17 protein-coding genes are annotated in these 20,227 nt (G+C 64.7%); 5 read left to right on the plus strand and 12 right to left on the minus strand.

What is annotated here, in order from left to right:
* Positions 1–785: 785 nt before the first annotated feature.
* The 4 genes from JQ591_RS34700 to JQ591_RS34715 form a co-directional block, all read right to left on the minus strand.
* Positions 786–2,432: a GMC family oxidoreductase gene (locus JQ591_RS34700; RefSeq protein ID WP_211400450.1), complete on the minus strand. Its 1,647-nt coding sequence runs from the start codon at positions 2,430–2,432 to the stop codon at positions 786–788.
* A gap of 17 nt (positions 2,433–2,449) precedes the next feature.
* Entirely contained in the window at positions 2,450–3,043 is a 594-nt protein-coding gene (locus tag JQ591_RS34705) for a GNAT family N-acetyltransferase (RefSeq protein WP_211400451.1), read from the minus strand.
* A gap of 117 nt (positions 3,044–3,160) precedes the next feature.
* Positions 3,161–4,087, minus strand: coding sequence for an SMP-30/gluconolactonase/LRE family protein (locus JQ591_RS34710; protein WP_211400452.1), 927 nt, complete (start codon positions 4,085–4,087; stop codon positions 3,161–3,163).
* Positions 4,088–4,303: 216 nt separating this feature from the next.
* On the minus strand, positions 4,304–4,657 hold the full coding sequence (locus JQ591_RS34715) for a hypothetical protein (protein WP_211400453.1): 354 nt from the start codon (positions 4,655–4,657) through the stop codon (positions 4,304–4,306).
* Positions 4,658–4,841: 184 nt separating this feature from the next.
* On the opposite strand from JQ591_RS34715, the gene JQ591_RS34720 reads away from it, so the two are divergent.
* Entirely contained in the window at positions 4,842–5,066 is a 225-nt protein-coding gene (locus JQ591_RS34720; RefSeq protein ID WP_007595594.1) for a hypothetical protein, read from the plus strand.
* A gap of 279 nt (positions 5,067–5,345) precedes the next feature.
* On the opposite strand, the gene JQ591_RS34725 is transcribed toward JQ591_RS34720, so the two are convergent.
* On the minus strand, positions 5,346–6,002 hold the full coding sequence (locus JQ591_RS34725) for a glutathione S-transferase family protein (protein ID WP_211400454.1): 657 nt from the start codon (positions 6,000–6,002) through the stop codon (positions 5,346–5,348).
* A gap of 181 nt (positions 6,003–6,183) precedes the next feature.
* On the opposite strand from JQ591_RS34725, the gene JQ591_RS34730 reads away from it, so the two are divergent.
* Positions 6,184–7,407 (plus strand): polyhydroxyalkanoate depolymerase, encoded by a 1,224-nt coding sequence (locus JQ591_RS34730; RefSeq protein ID WP_211400455.1) that lies wholly within the window; start codon positions 6,184–6,186, stop codon positions 7,405–7,407.
* A gap of 114 nt (positions 7,408–7,521) precedes the next feature.
* Positions 7,522–8,448, plus strand: coding sequence for a catalase family peroxidase (locus JQ591_RS34735; RefSeq protein WP_211400456.1), 927 nt, complete (start codon positions 7,522–7,524; stop codon positions 8,446–8,448).
* A gap of 4 nt (positions 8,449–8,452) precedes the next feature.
* Here JQ591_RS34735 and JQ591_RS34740 read toward each other — a convergent pair whose 3' ends face one another.
* From JQ591_RS34740 to JQ591_RS34770, 7 genes are all read right to left on the minus strand, one after another.
* Positions 8,453–9,364: a helix-turn-helix domain-containing protein gene (locus tag JQ591_RS34740; protein WP_211400457.1), complete on the minus strand. Its 912-nt coding sequence runs from the start codon at positions 9,362–9,364 to the stop codon at positions 8,453–8,455.
* Positions 9,365–9,632: 268 nt separating this feature from the next.
* Complete coding sequence (locus JQ591_RS34745) at positions 9,633–11,501, minus strand: ABC transporter ATP-binding protein (protein ID WP_211400458.1); 1,869 nt, start codon at positions 11,499–11,501, stop codon at positions 9,633–9,635.
* Positions 11,502–11,510: 9 nt separating this feature from the next.
* The gene (locus JQ591_RS34750) at positions 11,511–12,437 is read right to left on the minus strand and encodes a 2-hydroxyacid dehydrogenase (protein WP_211400459.1); all 927 of its coding nucleotides are present in this window, start codon (positions 12,435–12,437) and stop codon (positions 11,511–11,513) included.
* 12 nt (positions 12,438–12,449) lie between these two features.
* Positions 12,450–13,778 (minus strand): NAD(P)/FAD-dependent oxidoreductase, encoded by a 1,329-nt coding sequence (locus tag JQ591_RS34755; RefSeq protein ID WP_211400460.1) that lies wholly within the window; start codon positions 13,776–13,778, stop codon positions 12,450–12,452.
* A gap of 67 nt (positions 13,779–13,845) precedes the next feature.
* Entirely contained in the window at positions 13,846–14,721 is an 876-nt protein-coding gene (locus JQ591_RS34760; protein ID WP_211400461.1) for an ABC transporter permease, read from the minus strand.
* Between the two features lie 3 nt (positions 14,722–14,724).
* The gene (locus JQ591_RS34765; protein WP_211400462.1) at positions 14,725–15,675 is read right to left on the minus strand and encodes an ABC transporter permease; all 951 of its coding nucleotides are present in this window, start codon (positions 15,673–15,675) and stop codon (positions 14,725–14,727) included.
* Positions 15,676–15,702: 27 nt separating this feature from the next.
* Positions 15,703–17,394 carry a peptide ABC transporter substrate-binding protein gene (locus JQ591_RS34770; protein WP_211400463.1) on the minus strand — a complete coding sequence of 564 codons (1,692 nt, stop codon included), beginning with the start codon at positions 17,392–17,394 and terminating at the stop codon, positions 15,703–15,705.
* Positions 17,395–17,612: 218 nt separating this feature from the next.
* On the opposite strand from JQ591_RS34770, the gene JQ591_RS34775 reads away from it, so the two are divergent.
* Positions 17,613–18,245: a cupin domain-containing protein gene (locus JQ591_RS34775; RefSeq protein ID WP_211400464.1), complete on the plus strand. Its 633-nt coding sequence runs from the start codon at positions 17,613–17,615 to the stop codon at positions 18,243–18,245.
* Positions 18,246–18,373: 128 nt separating this feature from the next.
* On the plus strand, positions 18,374–20,215 hold the full coding sequence (locus JQ591_RS34780; protein ID WP_211400465.1) for an ATP-binding protein: 1,842 nt from the start codon (positions 18,374–18,376) through the stop codon (positions 20,213–20,215).
* Positions 20,216–20,227 lie beyond the last annotated feature (12 nt).

Here is a 20,227-nt window from a genome sequence, read left to right on the forward strand (position 1 = left end):
TTGCCAGACGACTTTGAGGACTACGGCTGGGAAGTGGAAGCAAAGGGACGGTTTTCCGAGGCCCGGGTCATTGCCTCAGGCGCTCGCTACCGGATCAACTTCTATGATTCAGCGCGGCTCAGTCAAGAAATACAGGACGAACTCGCGGGTGGTCGAATATTCTTTGAGCCAAACGTGATCATCCTGCGCGCTGTAACGCGAGCTAACATGGAAGGCGCAGCCGAAGAGTTGGTGCGGTCGAGTCGAGTGTCTTCTCTACTAGCTGAAGTGTAGGGTGGGTTAGCGTAGCGTAACCCACCTCTTCTATTTCCGCATCGGCAGAAGTGGTGGGTTACGCTGCGCTAACCCACCCTACACGGCTATGGACTGTGAAGCGTCGACGCCCACTCCAGAGCCGGAAGCACCGTGCCGACGAGCAAGCCATATGAAAATGCCTTTTGAACTGGTGTGCCCCGAGGAAACCATCCGATTCCGCCCATGAAATAGATTGCCGCCCAGAGGCCAGCAAAGAGGGTCCAATCCCGCCAGCCCACGCGCAACCGCAGACCGACTGGAATAGCGGTGCAGAGAAAGACGAGGCCGCAGACGGCAATCTGGCCAACGGATTGTCGTTCGGCGCAGGTTCGGGGCATTTGCTGCTTTTCCATCAGTAGAGCGCGTAGGGCGGATTAGCCGAAGGCGTAGTCCGCCACGGCTCGTTTCCACGTCGAAAGAAGCGACAGGTTACGCCAACGGCAGCGCTTCGCGCAGTCGCGGAGCTAACCCACCCTACGCAGGCGGCGCCCTCACGCCACCGCGGCGTCCGGGACGCGCGCGGCTTCCATCGGCTGCTTGCCGCGGATCAGGTCCGAGGCGCGGTCGGCGATCATCATGGTCGAGGCGTTCAGGTTCGCCGAGATCATGCGCGGCATCACCGACGCATCGATCACGCGGAGGCCTTCCAAACCGTGGACGCGGAGCTGGTCGTCGACCACGGCCCAGGTGGAATCCGCCGGGCCCATGCGGCAGGTGCAGCCGGGGTGGAAGGTGGTGGTGCCGCGTTCGGTGGCTGCCGCCAGGAATTCGTCGTCGGTGTTGATGTTGGGCCCCGGAAAATCCTCGTAGGCGTAATAGGGCGACAGCGGCGCGGACTTCAGGAGCCTGCGCGCGAGCTTCATGCCGCCGACGATGACGCGGCGGTCGAGCTCGGCGTCGAGATAGTTGGTCTGGATGATCGGCGGCGCGAACGGATCAGACGAGCGGATGCGGACATAGCCGCGGCTCTCGGGGCGCTGCTGCCAGGACGCGACCGTCATGCCGGGCTCGTCCTCGAGCTGGCCTTGCACGCCTTCCTTGTAGCTCGCCGGCGTGAAGGTGAGCTGGAGATCGGACGAATCCGCGCTCTCGCCGGAGTGCCAGAAGCAATAGACCATGGTCGGCGACAGCGAGAGCAGGCCGCCGCGCGTGGTGGCCCATTTCAGCGCTTCGACCCAGAGCGACAGACCGCGGCGAAGCTCATTGATGGTCCTGATGTCCTTGACGCGCGCGACCGTGCGCGGGGCGTAATGGTCCTGCAGGCCTTCGCCGACCGGCAGCGCGTGACGCACGGCGATGCCGTGGGCGCCCAACAAATCGGGCGAGCCGATTCCGGAGAGCTGGAGCAGCTGCGGCGAATTATAGGTGCCGCCGGAGAGGATCACTTCCTTGTTCGCACGCACTTCCACCGGCGTGCCGCCATGGCCGCCCTTCATGTAGCGCACGCCGACGGCGCGCTTGCCCTCGAAAATGATCTCGGTGGCATGCGCGTGCGTGTGCACATGCACGTTCGGCCGCTTCATCGCGGGCTTGAGGAACGCGGTCGAGCCGGAGACGCGCAGGCCCTTGTCGATGGTGCGCTGGCAGTAGGAGACGCCTTCCTGCTTCGCGCCGTTGTAATCGGGGTTGCGGGGGATACCGAGCGAGACCGCGCCTTCCATGAAGGCTTCGCAGAGCGGATCGCGCCAGTTCATGGTGGTGACGGTGAGGTTGCCGTCACGGCCGCGATAGGTGTCCTCGCCCTCGCCGACCCGCTTCTCCAGCCGCCGGAAGTAAGGCAGCACGTCGGCATAGCCCCAGCCGCGATTGCCCATCTGCGCCCAGGTGTCGAAATCCATGCGCTGGCCGCGATTGTAGATGTGGCCGTTGATCGAGGACGAGCCGCCGAGCGTCTTGCCGCGCGGCGCATAGATGCTGCGCCCGCCGGTCCAGGGCCCGACCTCCTGCTGGTAGGCCCAGTTGATGCTCTTCATGTGGAAGGTCTTGATGAAGCCGGCCGGCAGATGGATGTAGGGGTGCCAGTCGCTGGGCCCGGCTTCGAGCACGCAGACGCTGGTGTTGGGATCTTCGCTCAGCCGGCTGGTAAGCACACAGCCGGCGGAGCCCGCGCCGATGATCACATAATCAAATCTATCCATGGTGCCTCGGCCGCCGCTCAGCGCGGCTTGTCGTTGAGTTGATAATTCAAATGCGTTCGCACCGTCGGCCATTCGGCCGCGGTGATGCTGTAGACGACGGTGTCGCGCAGCGTGCCGTTCGGCGCGACCTGGTGGCTGCGCAAGATGCCGTCCTGCTTGGCGCCCAGACGCTCGATGGCGCGACGGCTCTGGTGATTGAAGAAGTGGGTGCGGAATTCCACTGCGATGCAGTCCAGGGTTTCGAAGGCATGGGTGAGCAGCAGCAGCTTGCACTGCGTGTTGAGCGGGCCGCGCTGCGCGCTCTTGCCATACCAGGTCGAGCCGATCTCGACGCGACGGTTGGCGGCATCGATGTTCATGTAGGTCGTCATGCCCACGATCTTGCCGCTGCCATCGAACACGGTGAAGGGGAGCATCGAGCCCGCGGCCTGAAGACCGAGCCGGCGGTCGATTTCCTTGCCCACGTTCTCCGGCGTCGGGATCGCGGTGTACCAGATGGTTGAGAGCTCGCCGTCCTTCACGGCCTCGATCAGCCCGTCGCGGTGCTGATGCGACAGCGGCTCCAGACCGGCATGCTGTCCGCGCAGGGTGATGGGATCAGGCCAGGGCATTTCGGACTCTCTCCTTTGTCATTGCGAGGAGCGAAGCGACGAAGCAATCCAGACTGTCTCCGTGGACACATTCCTGGATTGCTTCGCTTCGCTCGCAATGACGGTAACTAGCACCGTTCACTTATTTAGGAAATTGAGGGGCAAACCGCTGCGCGGCCAGTCCATGGCGATCAGCTCGCCCTTGCCTGACAGCGTGATGTAGGCGGTCTTCAGCTCGGGGCCGCCGAAGGCGATGTTGGTGGTGACGCGGTCGCCGGTCGGGACCTGCTCCACCAAGGTACCGTCCGGGGCGATCACCGAGATGCAGCCGGAGACGAGGGTGGCGACGCAGACATTGCCGTTCGCTTCGACCGCCAGCGAGTCGAACATCTGGTAGCCGCCGAGGCCGCAGATCGGCTTTCCACGTTCACCGCGATAGATCACGTCGCGCGGCTTGAGCGTGCCGGGCGCGGAGAGTTCGTAGGCCCAGAGCCGGCCCGTCGGTGTCTCCGCGATGTAGACGGTGGCCTCGTCCGGCGACAGGCCGATGCCGTTCGCCGGCAGCACGCCGTGCACGATTTCGACGATCTCCTTCATGCCGGGCTTGAGATAGTACATGCCGCCGACGTCCATCTCGCGCGCGCGGCGCTTGCCGAGATCGGAGAACCAGAGGCCGCCCTGCTTGTCGAACACCAGATCGTTCGGCCCGCGCAGATCGTGCTCGCCGCACCTGGTCACGACGGTTTCGATCTTGCCGGATTGCAGATCGACGCGCTGGATCGAGCCGCCGAGATAATCGTCCGGCTGAGGGCCCGGCATGATCATGTTGCGGGTCGGGATCCAGGAGAAGCCGCCATTGTTGCAGATGTAGATCTTGCCGTCGGGGCCGAGGGCCGCGCCGTTAGGGCCGCCCGGAATCTTCGCGACGATCTCCTTGCGGCCGTCGGGATAGACCCGGGTCAGGCGCTGGCCGCGGATTTCCACCAGCACGACCGAGCCGTCCGGCATCACGACCGGCCCTTCGGGAAATTCGAGGTCGGTGGCGAGAACGCGGACGTTGGACATGTGGGGACCCTCCCGGCTGCTTGTTATGACTTGTTGTTATGACTTGCACGGGATGTCCGGCACGGGCCCCACAGGCAAGATTTGCCAGCGGTTATGACAAAGTCACCGGGGCTTGCCAAGCAAGCGGGATGGTATGCCAGCGTTGCGCGCTACTGCTTCACGGTCCCGGTTCGGTAGAGCAGCGTTACAGGCTGCACCGCGTCCGGGACACGACATTCATTTCGCATCCTTCGGCGGCGGCGCGTCCTGCTTCTTCTTCACATCCTCCGCGATCTTCGCCTGCGCGGCCTGGAGATCGCCGAGCGTCTTCTGCAAGCCGGCCACGGTCGTCTTCAACGCATCGATCTGGCGACCCGCGGCATCCAGCTTTTGCTGGTGATCGAGGTTCAGCTTGGTGATCGTCTTCTGGAGGAAGTCGACGTTGCTCTGGAGGCAGCTGGTGCGGCGCTCCATGGTCTTCTCGACGGTGCAGATCTCGATGCCGGGCACGTCCTGCGCGCGGACCGGCGCAATCGCCAGCGTGGCGAGCAGCAACATCGCGAAACAGACGCCGGCGCTTCGAAGCTGCATGCTGGTTCCCCGTCAAATCAATCACGGCAATGTGCGCTTTTTGCACGCAGCCTGTCGAGGTTACCACACTCGCACCGCATTCTCGCGTTGAGCTTGCAGCTGTTCCCTCGGACGGGGAGCGATGATCTGCACGCGGAGGAAATGGGCCCTCCTTCCGCGGCTTTGTTTAGGGGAGATTTTTGGAATGGCAACGCGCGACAGACGACTGGCGGAATTCGACGGCGCCGGAGAACCGCCGCCCGGCCTTGCAGTCGAAGTGCTGTGCGAGGACCACAGCGGGACGTATCAACTGCCGTTCGCCTGCCGCTATGTCGAGGGACGCTGGCAGAACCACACGGCCGGTGTCGCGGTCGAAGCCACCGTCATCGGCTGGCGCGTACCGCGCATGAAGCATTCGGGCGTGGCCTGAAGCACCGACATCTGTCTCAAAATGCAACGGGGCCGCGTCCAGCCTTAACCTTCGGAACGCGGCCCGAACGAATCACGTCCGAATCAGCCGTAGGGTTCTGTACGCGCCTGTTCACGGCTAGATGTCGCAACGAGACAGCACGCGCATACAATATCTGCGCAGCGCGTGAGCAGGCCCAGCCGGCCACGGGCGCTAAAAGTTAACGGCTTCAATGGCATGACTGCCGGGTGCGGCGGTTGGATGCTCGCCCCCAAAACAGGCAGGTGGCACCAGGCCTGCCTAATATTCGACCTCGAGCTCCTCGATCTCGGCCGGCTCGTCCCTTGCCGCCGCGATCCACTCCCGCATCTCCGGCATGGCCATGATGGTATCGGCATAGGCCTGCAGCTGCGGCTCGAGCTTGACGTTATAGGTCACGAAGCGCGTCACCACCGGGGCGTACATCGCGTCCGCCATGGTGCGCCTCTCGCCGAACAGGAAGGGCCCGCCCGACTTCTCCAGGCAGTCGCGCCAGATCGACCAGACGCGATCGATATCGGCCTGCGCGCGCGACCAGATCTTGAAGCCGGGAAAGTGCCCCTTCAAATTGACCGGCAGCGAGGCGCGCAAGGTGGTGAAGCCGGAATGGATTTCGCCGCAGATCGAGCGGCAATGCGCGCGCTGGACGCGATCCGCGGGCAACAGCCCGGCATCCGGCATGGCCTCGTTGAGATATTCGGCGATCGCCAGCGTATCCCAGACGGTCGCGCCGTCGTGTCGCAGGCACGGCACCAGGATCGACGACGACAACAGCAGGATTTCGGCGCGCGCCGACGCGTCGTCGGGCGCAGTGACGATCTCCTCGAAATCGAGCCCGGAAAATTTCGTCAGCAGCCAGCCACGCAGCGACCAGGACGAATAGTTCTTGCTGCTGATGGTCAGTGTTGCCTTCGCCATGTGGCCTTCCCTCACGCCTGTGACTCACGCCTGTGACCTGCACCCCGCCCGGTCTGCGGGGATGCGCACCGCCTGTGCTTCCCGCGAAAAGAGCAGCAAGCGACGTGCCAATCTCGAGGACGGCCCATCCCGGTTTGGCTTCGATATTGCATAGCAACACGGGACAAGTGGGCGTTTCAGTATGATGTCGATGTATTATCAGGCCTTTCAGAACCATATGGACCTGACGGCGCCGTGGCGGTCGGGGGCTTCGTCCGCGCTCAAATTCCTCAATCTGGTGCCGCAGGGCTTATCGGATCAGGTCGTCGGCCGGCTGTCGGCCGCGCTGGAGCTGATCTCCCGCTCCACCCTCACCTATCACCGCCCCGCCTATGGCATCGACAGCGTCATGGTGGGCAACCGCGAGGTCGCCGTAACCGAGGAGGTCGCTTACGCGACCCCGTTCGGCTCGCTGCTGCGTTTCAAGAAGGAGGGCGTGGGCGAGCAGCCGCGCATGCTGCTGGTGGCGCCGATGTCCGGCCATTTCGCGACGCTGCTGCGCGGCACCGTCAAGACGCTGCTCCAGGACCACGACGTCTACATCACCGACTGGCACAATCCGCGCGACATTCCCCGCAGCGAGGGCCGTTTCGGGCTCGACGACTACACCGAGCATCTCATCGACTTCCTTGGCCAATTGGGCCCGCGCCCGCACATGGTCGCGATCTGCCAGCCCTCGGTCTCGGCGCTCGCGGCCGCCGCGATCATGTGCGAGGGCAATCATCCCTCGCGGCCGGCGACGCTGACGCTGATGGCCGGGCCGATCGACACGCGCATCCAGCCGACCAGGGTCAACGAATTCGCCAAGAGCAGGCCGATCGACTGGTTCGAGCAGAACCTGATCAACTACGTGCCGGTGCAGTGCCGCGGCGCGCTTCGGAAAGTCTATCCCGGTTTCGTGCAGCTCACCGCCTTCGTCTCGATGAATCTCGAGCGCCACATCAAGCAGCACATGGACCTCGCCAACCACATCGCCAAGGGCGAGAAGGAGAAGGCGGCCAGCATCAAGACCTTCTACGACGAATATTTCGCCGTGATGGACCTGCCCGCCGAATTCTACATCGAGACCGTGCGCGACGTGTTTCAGGAACACCTATTGCCCCAGGGCAAGCTGATGCATCGGGGACGTCCAGTGAACACCAAGGCCGTCAGCCGCATGGGGCTGATGACGGTCGAGGGTGAGAAGGACGACATCTGCTCGATCGGCCAGACGCTGGCCGCGCAAGACCTCTGCACCGGCGTGCGCGCCTATCGCCGTGTGCACCACATGCAGGCCGGCGTCGGCCATTACGGCGTGTTCTCGGGCAAGCGCTGGAATAACGAGATCTATCCGCTGCTGCGGGATTTCGTGCACGTGAATTCCTGAAGACCCGCCGAATTCCTTCAGCAGGATCGGACAAAGCAGCGCGGCTTTGGGAAAGACGCTGGCGCTGCACCAGGCCTAGAACACGGACATGCCGCTCGCGCCGGAGGCCAAGCCATGTCCGAATTGCCACACCCTGCCGCCACACCGGCCGCGATCGTCGACGCACTTAAGGCGATCGCTGGCAATCCGCCGAAGGTGCGTGCGAGCTTCGCCAAGGGCCGATGCGTGCGCGGCACCTATGCTCCGTCCGACCGCGCGGCAGAGATCACGCGATCGCTGAGCTTCACAAAACCGTCGCGCGTGCTGGCGCGCTTCTCGGTCGGCGGCGGCAATCCCGAGGTGACCGACACCAACAATTTCGTGCTGCGCGGCTTCAGCTTCAGGCTTGGCGACGACGCCCATCGCTCGGACATCCTGCTGGAAAGCGCTCCGGTGCATTTTGCACGGACGCTCGACCAGATGCTTGCCTTCCTCAAGGCGCGCGCTCCAGGCGAGGACGGCAAGCCTGATATCGAGAAGGTCCGGGCCTTTTCCGCGGCCAATCCTGAAACACTGAACCAGGCGAATTACATCGCCGCACGCCGGCTGCCCGGCAGCTTTGCCGGCACGACCTATTGGGGCGTGCACGCTTTTCCCGCGACAAACGCCAAGGCCGAAACCCGTTTCATCAAGTTCAAGCTCGCGCCTGTCGGCGGCGATATCACGCTGAGCGAGGATGAGGCCAAGGCGAAGTCCGCCGACTTCCTGCATGACGATCTCGCGCGGAGGATCGCAGCCGGCGATGTCCGCTTCAACGTGATGGCCTTGCTCGACCGTCCCGGCGATCCCACCATGGACGTGACCCAGCGATGGCCGGACGAGGACAACCGTGAGGAGGTGCGGCTGGGAACGATCGTCATCACCAGCCTCGAGGCCAATGATGCCTGCGACGGGTCCATCTTCAATCCGGTCAATCTTGCCGACGGCATCGGCCATCCGCCGGACGAGATCTTTGCGGCGCGCCGCACCGCCTACACGATCTCGCTGGCGAAGCGCCGCTGAAACGCTACTTGCCCGTCTCGCGGCGCCAGGCGCCCGGACTGACGCCGACCAGGGACGAGAACACCCGGGTGAAATGGCTCTGATTGGCAAATCCGGCCGAGATGGCAATCTCGGACAACGGCAAGTCGCGGACCGTCATCAGTTGCTTGGCCGCCTTCACGCGCTGTTGGAGCAGCCATTGATGCGGCGGCAGGCCGGTGGAGATCCGGAATGCGCGCGAGAAGTGGCTGACTGACAGGCCAAGCTCGGTCGCGATCAGCTGCAGCGCGATCTTGCCCGAGAGATCGGAATCGAGCCGGTCACACGCACGCTTCACCTGCCATGGCGCGAGACCTCCGCGGCTCGGTTCTGCGGCTGGCTTCAGCCCACCATAGGTCTGGACGACATGGGCGGTGAGCGCGAGCATCATGTGATCGACGAAAAGCTGGTTGGTCTCGTCGGGCCGACGCAGTCCGTGCTGCAACGAGGCGCCGATATGTCGAACGACCTCGTCGTCATGACCGACACCGGGCTCGTAGCTGAGCTCGCCAACGCGCGGTCCGCCGGGCTGCCTGGCAACGCCGTTGAGCGCCGAGCGCGGCAAATAGAAGAAGAGCGAGTGAAACGGCTTGTCGATCACATAGCGCGGGTCGCGCTTGAGGTCGTACAGATAGGTCGCACCTGCGCGAACATCCGCCCTGGTGACACAGCGGCCCTCCTCCCAGCATTCGCAATCCGGATAGTCGCGGAGTTTCAGGCTGACGAGATAGGCATCTTCCGCAGCCAGGGAGCCGGAAATATCCGGCGTCGGACCGTCGTTGCGGACTTCGGTGACCGCGAGCTCGGCGCTGTGCAGCGAACGCGTGATCAGGACCGGTGCTTGCTTCGAGCGAAGGCCCTGCCCGAGCCTCTGCCCATAAACGCCTGCTTGTGTCATTCTAGTAAATCCATCCGTAAAGGCACGTCTTCGCCGGCCTTCCCGAGATCCCCGCATTATCGGAGATCGCCGGCCGACGGTCCAGCCGCAGCGCATAACACGAAGCCGTCGCGGCAGACGGATCGACCGAGCCGCGACGCGATGATTTCATTGTGATTTCAGCGTGATGTCAAAGGACCGGCAGGGCGAAGGACAACACCGTTGACCTGCCTGGCAGATGGCTGCGCGATTTCATCGTGCATTTTGGAAATGACGCGCAGTCGTCACGTCAGGCGGACCATTCCTCGCCCCAGACCTGGACGACGTGGCCCGGCGACACCTCGCGATAATGTCGAACCGGCGGCTGGTAGTCGGGCGCGCGCACCGGGCTTCTGATCTCGTCGTTGGCGGCCTCGCGCCTGGTGCCGCGGCGCGCTGGATCGGGCACCGGCACGGCCGCCATCAGCTTCTTCGTATAGGGATGCTGCGGATTGCCGAACAGGGCCTCGCGCGGACCGGTCTCGACGATCTCGCCGAGATACATCACCGCGACGCGATGGCTCATGCGCTCGACCACCGCGATGTCGTGGGAGATGAAGAGATACGCAAGTCCCATGCTGGCCTGAAGGTCCAGCATCAGATTGACGACCTGCGCCTTGACCGAAACGTCGAGCGCCGAGACCGCCTCGTCCGCGACGATCAGCTTCGGTCCTAGCGCGAGCGCGCGGGCAATGCAGATGCGCTGGCGCTGGCCACCGGAGAATTCGTGCGGAAAGCGCGCGGCCATGTCGGCGGTGAGACCAACGCGAACGAGCAGGTCGGCGACCTTCTCCCGCGCCTGCGACGCCGAGGCGAGCCCGTTGGCAAGCAAGGGCGCCGCGATCGCCGTTCCCACCGACATGCGCGGATTGAGGCTCGCGAACGGATCCTGGAACACGATCTGCATCCGCTTGCGGAAGTCGCGCAAGGTGCGGGCATTCATGGTCAGCACATCCTGCCCGTCGATCAGGACGGTGCCGCTGTCCGGCTCCGTCAGCTTCAGAATGGAGCGGCCCGTCGTCGACTTGCCGCAGCCGGATTCGCCGACCAGCGCCAGCGTCTCCCCGGCGCGCAAGGTGAAGGAGATATTCTCGACCGCATGGACGCGGCCCGAGACCTTGCCGAACAAGCCCGAGCGGATTGGAAAGCGCGTCGTGAGATTGGAGACTTCGAGCAGCGGTCGCTCCGCAATCGAGACCGTATCGGGCGTCTCCGCCGGCTCGTCCGAGGTCCCCGTCACCTTGTCGACGATTGGAAAACGCATCGGCCGCGTCCGCCCGTCCATCGAGCCGAGGCGTGGCACGGCCGCGAGCAGTGCCCTTGTATAGGGATGCGAAGGGGCTGCGAAGATGCGCGAGGTATCGTCGGTCTCCACCGCCTGGCCGCCATACATCACCACGGTGCGGTCCGCGATCTCGGCCACCACGCCCATGTCGTGGGTGATGAAGAGGATCGACATCCCCTCTTCCTGCTGAAGCTCCTTCAGAAGCTCCAGGATCTGGGCCTGGATCGTGACGTCGAGCGCGGTGGTCGGCTCGTCCGCGATCAGCAGCTTCGGCTTGCAGGCCAGCGCCATCGCGATCATCACGCGCTGGCGCATGCCGCCGGAGAAGCGATGCGGATGCTCGTGGAAGCGCGATTTCGCCGCAGGTATCCGCACGCGGTCGAGCAGGCGGATGGTCTCGACCTCCGCCGCCGCGCGCGACAGGCCGCGGTGCTGGATCAGCGCTTCCGCAATCTGGAAGCCGATGGTGAGCACCGGATTGAGGCTCGTCATCGGCTCCTGGAAGATCATGGCGATTTCGTTGCCACGAACATCCTTCATGCCCGCTTCGGGCAGCGTGAGCAGATCGCGGCCGGCAAGCGTGACGCGGCCCTCGATGCGGCCGTTCTCCTTCGGAATGAGCCGCATGATCGAGAGCGCGGTGACGCTCTTGCCCGAACCGGATTCGCCGACGATGGCCACGGTTTCCTGCGAGGCAATATCGAACGACACGTCGCGGACGACGGGAATCCATTGCCGTTCGCGCAGGAAGCACGTGGTGAGGCCTGAGACCGACAGCACGGGCGCCTGTGCGTGGGCGGCGACGTGGTCAGGTATGCTTGCGCCCATGCTCATGCCGATGTCCTAATAGCCACGACTACGGTCGACACGCCCCGGCAAATCCTCGCCGCGGCGGTGGCGTGCGATCACGTCCAGCACGAAATCGACCGCCGTATCCGGCATCGTCATGCTGGCATTGTGCGGGGTCAGCAGGATGCGCGGGTGGCTCCAGAAGGGGTGCCCCGCAGGCAGCGGCTCCGGCTCGGCGACATCGAGGACGGCGCCTGACAACGCACCGCTGTCGAGCGCCGCGAGAAAGTCGGCTTCGACCAGATGCGGGCCACGGCCGACGTTCACGAGGGACGCGCCGCGCGGCAGGAGCGCGAACAGGTCCGTATTCAGGATGCCGCGGGTCTCATTGGTCAGAGGCAACAGGCAGACGAGAATGTCGGTCTGCGCAAGGAAATCCGGCAACGTTTCCATGCCCGCGTAACAAGTGACGCCGTCGATCGCGCGCGGCGAGCGGTTCCAGCCGAGAAGCGGAAAGCCGAACGCCTTAAGGCGTTCGGCCACGGCCTGGCCGAGCTGGCCAAGACCCATCACGCCGACACGGCGACGTTTGGCTGGCGTGATCCGGATCTCGCGCCAGACCTGCGCCTTCTGCTGGGCGATGAAGTGCAGGAGATCACGATGCAGGGCGAGCACAGCCATGGTGACGTATTCGACCATGGTCTCGGCGATGCCGGGCTCCAGCATGCGCACGAGCGGAATGTGCGGTGGAACTTTTGACGCGTCGAACTGATCGACACCCGCACCGACCGAGAAGACGAGCTCGAGATTGGGGAAGGTCGTCGCAATGTCATCCGGCGGCACCCAGGCCACGAGATAGCGCACCTCGGCGGGATCGCCGATGTCGGGCCAGAGCCGGAACGGCACATCCGGCGCGCGCTCGGCGAAGAAGCCCGCCCACTCCGCGCCGCGAACCACGTTGGCCTTGTAGAGAACCGTCATGCCGCAAAACCCTCAGAACGGGCTGACCGGCGCGAGCCGGCGGCCGTCGATCAGGCGCTTGTGGCTGTAGGCCGCGGGATCGACCAGCGGCGTCGCGCCCGTCACGATGTCGGCGGCGAGCTTGCCGGCCGCAGGACCGATGCCAAAGCCGTGGCCGGAGAAGCCGGTGGCGAGGAAGAAGCCGGGCATGGCGTCGACCGGCGAGATGACCGGAATGGTATCCGGCGTGCAGTCGATCGTACCGCCCCAGGCCTCCGCGATTTCGATGTCCTTCAATTCAGGGTTCGACTTGATCAGCGAAGCCAGCGCGGCATTGACCAGGGACATGTCGGGCGCGGGATCACGTACCCGCTCGGTCTCGAACGGCGACGGCTTGTCGAAGCTCCAGCTCGTGCCGCGCATGAGCTGGTCGAAGAAGGATTTGCCGAGCGACAGTTTCAACCCGTTCTTGCGATGCAGATAGGTCGGCCAGAAGGTCCGCGCGTAGCGGAACAGATCGGGCGACAGTTCGACCGTGCCGCGGTTGCGCAGCGCCAGCGTAAAGCCGCCGTCGAGGCGGCGGCGGATGCAATAGAAGTCGGTGCCGAGCGCGCCGGCGGTGATCTCCGGCCCCGGCGTGGTCCGGCACGCGGTGGCGTTGACGAGGCCGATCGGCAGCTCGATGCCATGGCGGCGGCAGAACAGCGACGACCACGCTCCGCCGGACAGCAGCACCGATTGCGTGCGAATGGTACCCTTCTCGGTGACGACAGCGCTCACCCGTCCGCCTTGCGTCTCTAACCCACGCGCGGCGCAGCCCTGATGAATGGTGACGCCGTGTTTTCGCGCGGCGGTCGCAAGCGCGGGCACAGCCATCGACGGCTCGGCGCGCCCGTCGCTCGGTGTGTGCAGGCCGCCGACCCATGTCTCGGAATTGCCGGGCAGACGCTCGGCGACCTCGGCCGGCGTCAGGACGGTCGAGTGCACCTGCATTTCGCGCGCCGTTGCGGCCCATCGCTCCCAACTGGCGAGCTCGTCCTTGCTCTTGGTCAGGAACAGCACGCCGGTGCGGCGGAAGCCGGCATCGACGCCGGCATCGTTCTGCATGTCTTCCCACAGGCGCAGCGCCTCGCGAGCCAGCGGGATTTCCTCACGCGCGCGGCCCTGCTGGCGGCACCAGCCCCAATTACGGCTGGACTGCTCGCCGCCGACATGGCCCTTCTCGACCAGGGCGACAGAGAGGCCCTTCTTCGCGAGATGATAGGCCGCGGAGACGCCGATGACGCCGCCGCCGATGACGACAACGTCGACCTGCCCAGGCAGGCGTTCGTCGCTGTTTATACGGGTGAGCGGCGGGGACATGAGACACTCCTTGACGTCAGTCTGGACTTCAGTTCGATCGAGATCTTGCTCGTCATAAGTTTGCAGATCATGGGATGTTCATCCGCGGATCGAGCGCGTCGCGCAGGCCGTCACCGAGGAAGTTGAAGCTCGTCACCGCCAGCGTGATGGCAAGGCCCGGCGCAATCGCGAGCCAGGGCGCGCTGGTGAGATAGATCTGCGCGTTGTTGAGCATGTTGCCCCAGCTCGCGGCCGGCGGCTGGATGCCGTAGCCGAGATAGCTGACATAGGATTCGAGCAGGATCGCCTTGGCGACGTTCAGCGTCGCCGCCACCACGATTGGCGCGATCGCATTGGGCACCAGCTCGCGGAACATGATCCGCAGGTTCGATGAACCGAAGGCGAGAGCCGCAACCGCAAACTCACGTTCGCGCAGCGAACGCACCTGGGCCTCGACGACGCGGGCGACGGCCATCCAGGCCGTCGCCGCGATCAGCACCGTGGTCGTGACGGGGCCAGGCTCGGTGAGCGCCGCGAGCGCGAGCAGAAGAAAGATCGTTGGAAAGCACAGCACCGCGTCGACGAGCCGCATCAGCACCGCGCCGACCACGCCGCCGTAGAAACCGGCGAAGGCTCCGACCGCGATGCCGACCGCCATCGCGATCACCATCGCGACGATGCCGATCGAGAGCGACACGCGCCCGCCCATCATCAGCCGGGCCAGCACGTCGCGGCCGAGCTCGTCCGTGCCGAGGATATGCGCGCCCGAAAACGGCGGCGCGAACCGCTTCATGATGTCGATATAGGTGTCGTCGAACGGCAGGAGGTACGGGCCGAATGCCGAGCCGAGGATGAGAAGCAGAATGATCACCGCGCCCGCGAGTGCCAGCCGATGCCGGCGGAAGCGCCGCCACGCGGCCTGGCCGGGCGCGAGCGGGACGGTGGGGAGGGCCGCGCTCGTCATCGCCTAGCCCACCCGGATGCGCGGATCGACGACGGCATAAAAGATGTCGGCGAGAAAGGACCCGATCAGCACCATCGTTGCCGAGAACATCAGGATGCCCATCACCACGGGATAGTCGCGATATCCGATGGAATCGAGGAACAGCCGACCCATGCCGGGCCAGGTGAACACGGTCTCGGCAACCAGCGCGCCGCCGAGCAGCGTCGGAAACTGAAGGCCGGCCACCGTGATCATCGGCAGCAGCGCGTTGCGCAAGGCGTGCACGGTGAGGATGCGCCATTCCGGCATGCCCTTGGCGCGCGCGGTGCGGATGTAGTCCTGGTTGATGACTTCGAGCATCGCGGAGCGCATGAAGCGGCCCCACATCGCGGTCTCGACCAGCGCCAGCACCAGCGCCGGCGCAATGAGATGATGGAGGAGGTCGAGCAGCGAGCCGTCGCCGACAGTCTGCCGGTTGCCGGACGGCAGCCAGCCGAGCTTCACCGAGAACACGTAGATGGTGACGAGGCCAAACCAGAAGGTCGGGATCGACAATGCGATCATGGCGCCGACGGTCGCCAGCGTATCGAACAGTGAATAGCGGCGTAGCGCGCCGAGCACACCGATCCAGCAGCCGAGCAGGACGGCAATGATGGTCGCTGTCGTCATCAGCTCCAGCGTGGCGCCGAGATGCGAGGAGATCACCGACAGCACCGCCTCGCCGTCGCGATACGAGCGGCCCCAATCGCCCCGCAGCATCCGGCCGAACCAGTCGAGATACTGGATCGGCAGCGAACGATCGAGGCCGAGCTGCTTCGTGACGCGATCGAGGTCCTCCTGCGTCATCTGCGCGGAAGCGGCGAATTGCGAGAGCGGACCGCCGGGCGCCAGATGCAGGATGGCGAAGCCGATCGCGGACACGATCACCAGCAACATGATCGCCTGCGCCAGGCGATTGGCGACGTAACGGGCCATCTCAGGCGATCTCGCGCACCTGATGCATCAGGCCCAGTACCATTCGCGGATGTTCCAGCAGTTGATCGACATGTTGATGTTGGGACGGAAGCCTTGCAGCCCTTCCTTCACGCCTTCGGCGATGAAGCCCTGGAACAGCGGCAGGATGGCGAGGTCGTTGCGGACGAGCTTTTGCAGATCGCCATAGGTGGCCTTGCGCTGCGCGAGATCGAACTGCTTGGCGCCTTCGGCAAGCAGCCGGTCTGCCTCAGGGCTCTTGTACTGATAGGTATTGTAGCCGCGGCCGCCCTGGGCTGGAATCGCGCCGGAGCCGAAGCGCGGCGTCACATCGGGGTCGCTGCCCAGCATGAAGTTCACGCCCACGATCACCGAATTGAACTTCGATTGCTGCCAGAAGTCACCCCAGATCACCGCGGCGGGCATGTTGTTGACGCGCATCGCCGCACCGATCGCGCGCCAATCCTGGATCAGGAGCTGCTGAGTCTGCTCGCGCACGGCATTGCCTGAGGTCGTCGAGTTGGTGAATTCGAGCTTCACACCGCCCTTTTCACGCACGCCGCCGGAGCCGCGGACCCAACCAGCGGCATCGAGCAGTGCATTGGCTTTTGCGGGATCATATTTGTGTTGCGGTAGACCTTGCTGGAACGACCAGGCCTGCTGCGGCACAAAACTCTCGGTCTGCGTCGGCAGGCCGTAGTTGAGTGCATCGATGATCGCCTGCTTGTTGATGGCAAAATACAGCGCTTCGCGCACCGTGCGGTCGGCGAGCGGCCCAAACTCCAGATTGGGCGCGATGTGCTCCACCGACGACGTCGAGGAGACGAAGATCTTGCGCCCCTTCAGCGTCTTCGCCTCCTGCACGAAGTTCGGCAAAATGCCTTGCAGGCCGGTGTAATCGACCTGCCCGGTGCGGAACTGGGTGTAGAGCACGGTGAGGTCCGGAATGTACTTGAACACCACGCGTTCGACGTACGGCCCCTTGCCGTGATAGCCGGTATGGGCATTCAGCTGAATGTGGTCGCCGGGCACGCGCTCGCCCCAGCGGAACGGCCCGGTGCCGACGGGCGCGTTGTGGAAGGGCGAGGCGTTCGGATCGGACACCTTCTCCAGGATGTGCTTGGGCACGATGAAGGTGAGCGAGCCCAGGATCGACATGTAGGGCGAATAAGGCGCTTCCATGCGCCAGTGGATCTCGTCCGCTGCGACGACCTTGATGTCCTTGACGAGGCTGTGGCCGACGCGGCTGCGGGCGCGGAAATTGGAATCGTTGATCAGGTCGAGCGAGAACTTCACGTCCTCGGCCGTGAACGGCGTGCCGTCATGCCACTTCACGTCGCTGCGGAGCTTGATCTTCCAGGTCAGGCCGTCGGCCGACAGGCCGCCATTCTCGATGGTCGGGACTTCGCGGGCGAGGTCGGGAACGAACTTGCCGTCGGGATCGATGAACCAGAGCGGCGAGAACACCTGCCACCAGATGCCCTGATCGACCTCGATGCCCGGCATCAGGGGATGAAAGACCGTCGGCTCCTGCGACAGCGCCGCGATCACCTGCCCGCGCGGCTTGTCCGGCGGATTGGTCGGGCGTTCGGTCCGCGCAAATGCGTTGCCTGAAAGGGTCCATCCCGCCGCGGCGCCTGCGCCGAGCTGGAAGAGCTGACGGCGATTCGGAATGCCGAGATGCAGTGCCCCAACGCCGAACTTCCCGGTGTCGTCCGCCATGACCACTCTCCGTTTTCGCACGCGGCACCGTCTCCCGCGCCCCGAGACCCCGGCAAAGGGACAGGAGTGGGCTTTAGTGCTTCTAAATTTTTCTATCAAAAGTTCATCACGACTAAATACAGCTGTCAATCGGATTGCTAGGATGCGCGACCTTTTCACTCCGACTGAAGTCCCGGACCGTCGTTGTCCGGGGCTGAGATGATGCATGGGAGAGCGACATGGATGGTCGCGGCGAGACCAACATTCCGAAGGATGCCCCGGCGATCGAGGCTGACGATGCGGTCGACCAGCGCCTCGGCGAGACCGTGCGGCTGCTGCGCCAGCGTGCCGGCCTGTCGATCCAGGACGTCGCCAGCAAGACCGGCCTCTCCAACGGCATGATCAGCCAACTCGAACGCGCGCGCGCCATGCCGTCGATCCGCACGCTGCGCCTGCTCAGCATCGCGCTCGACGTTCCCATCTCCTATTTCTTCGAGACCACCGATCCCGCCGACGTGCAGCGCTACATCGTGCGCAAGAACAGCCGGCGCCTGCTGCGGCTCACCGCCAGCGGCGTCGTCAAGGAGGCGCTGACGCCGGCGGACAAAGGCCAGCTCGAACTCTACGAGCTCACGCTCAACCCCGGCGCCTCGTCCGGCACCGACTTCCTGCAGCACACCGGCGAGAAGGCGGGCTATATCCTCTCCGGCAGCCTGCGGCTGTGGCTCGACAACCAGGCCCATCTGCTCGAGGCCGGCGACAGCTTTCGCTTTCCGAGCATCGTGCCGCACATGTTCGACAACCCGACCCAGCAGACGGCGCGCGTGATCTGGGTGACGACGCTGCGCCAGACCGATTCGCCGGCAGGTTGAAGCGCCAACACCCCCGCACCACCGCAAATTGCCCCTCGACGCCGCCGCGCGGAATCGGTAGCTCACCTAGAGCCTGTCATTGACAGGGCGGACACGAGGGCCCGCGACTGACGCGTTGGTATGAGACCATGAAACTCAGGGCGCTTCTGACACTCGCGATGGCGGTGCAGGTCATCGTGACTGCGGCGGCGCTCCTCGTCTCCTATGCCGCGACCGGAACCGGATTCGGCATTGCCCAGATCGTCGCCCTGCTGGCCAGCGGCGCCATTGCGGTCCTGCTCGCACGTCTGTGCACGCGCGCGATCGAAACAGCGCGGGACAAACGTGCCGCCGCGCAACTGACCGAGCAGGCGCAGGCCAGCGCACAGATGACGCAAGCCGTCATCAAGACCGCGCTCGATGCCTTCGTTCAGACCGACCAGAACGGCATCGTTCTGGAGTGGAGCGTTCAGGCCGAGGCCCTGACCGGATGGACGCGCAAGGAGGCGCTCGGCACCGACGTCGTCAACCTCCTCATCGCCGAGCCGCTGCGCGACGGCTTCAGGCAACGCATGATGCGGCTGCTGCCGGAACTGTCGGATACTCCGATCGGCATCCGGTTCGAAGCGACCCTGCTGCACCGGAACGGCGACGAGATCCTGATCGAGGCGTCCAGCACGGCGCTCCACCTCGGGGGGCGCACCCTCATCAACAATTTCGTCAAGGACGTCACCCAGAAGCGCGCCGCCGAGGAGCAGCTGATCCAGGCCCAGAAGATGGAGGCGGTCGGCCAGCTCACCGGCGGCATCGCGCACGAATTCAACAACATGCTCACCGTGATCACCGGCACGATCGAGATCCTCGCCGACGCCGTGAAGGACAATCCGCCGCTCGCGACCATCACCAAGCTGATCAGCGACGCCGCCGACCGCGGTGCCGCGCTGACGGCGAGCCTGTTGTCCTTTGCCCGCAAGCAGGCGCTCAAGCCGGCCGAGAGCGACATCAACGAACTCCTTGAAGAGCTCGCAAAGCTGCTGCTGGCGACCTTCGACAAGAAGATCGAGATCGTGACCCGGCTCGACGGCAACATCTGGCTCGCCCTCGTCGATCGCGGCCAATTGAGCTCGGCGCTTCTCAACCTCGCGATCAACGCCCGCGACGCGATGCTCGATGGCGGCAGACTGACGCTGACGACGCGCAACGTCGTGTTCGGCGTCCGCGAGGCCGTGGCGGTCGGGGCCGGCTATGCCGGCGACTATGTCGAGATCGAGATCGCCGACACCGGCACCGGCATTCCGCAGGCCATCGTGGAGCGGATCTTCGATCCTTTCTTCTCGACCAAGGACGTCGGCAAGGGCACGGGGCTCGGGCTCAGCATGGTGTTCGGATTCATCAAGCAGTCCGGCGGCGGCATCAAGGTCGCTTCCGAAGTAGGACGCGGCACGACTTTCACGATCTACCTGCCGAAGGCGGAGGCGAGCACGCTTCGCCCGACCGGTTATGACGAGCGCAAGGTCGTCGGCGGGACGGAAACCATCCTTTGCGTCGAGGACGACCGCGACGTCCGCCAGTACGTCACGGTCCAGCTCGAAAGCCTCGGCTACAAGGTCATCCCGGCCGCCAACGCGGCCGAGGCGCTCGCCATCGCGGCCGAGGGCACGCGGTTCGACCTGCTTTTCACCGACATCGTGATGGCCGGCGCCTTGAATGGACGGGAGCTCGCTGACGAGATGGTGGCTGCGCGCCCCGCGTTGCGTGTCTTGTTCACATCGGGCTACGCCTACGATGCCCCGCATGGGCCGGGACATGCCACCATGGGCGCGCCGCTTTTGACAAAACCCTACCGCAAGGCCGAGCTCGCGCGCATGCTGCGCCGCTCTCTCGACACCGCCGTCGACGCGGCTGGCGATCCGATCCCGACGCCCTATTCGGTGCAGGCCGATGTCGAAGGCTTTCTGCGCAGGCAGGCGGCCGATCGCGACCGGCGTTAGTGCAGTCGAACG

Origin of the sequence: Bradyrhizobium canariense (assembly GCF_018130465.1) — a bacterium.
In the GTDB taxonomy this organism is placed as follows: Bacteria; Pseudomonadota; Alphaproteobacteria; order Rhizobiales; family Xanthobacteraceae; genus Bradyrhizobium; species Bradyrhizobium canariense_C.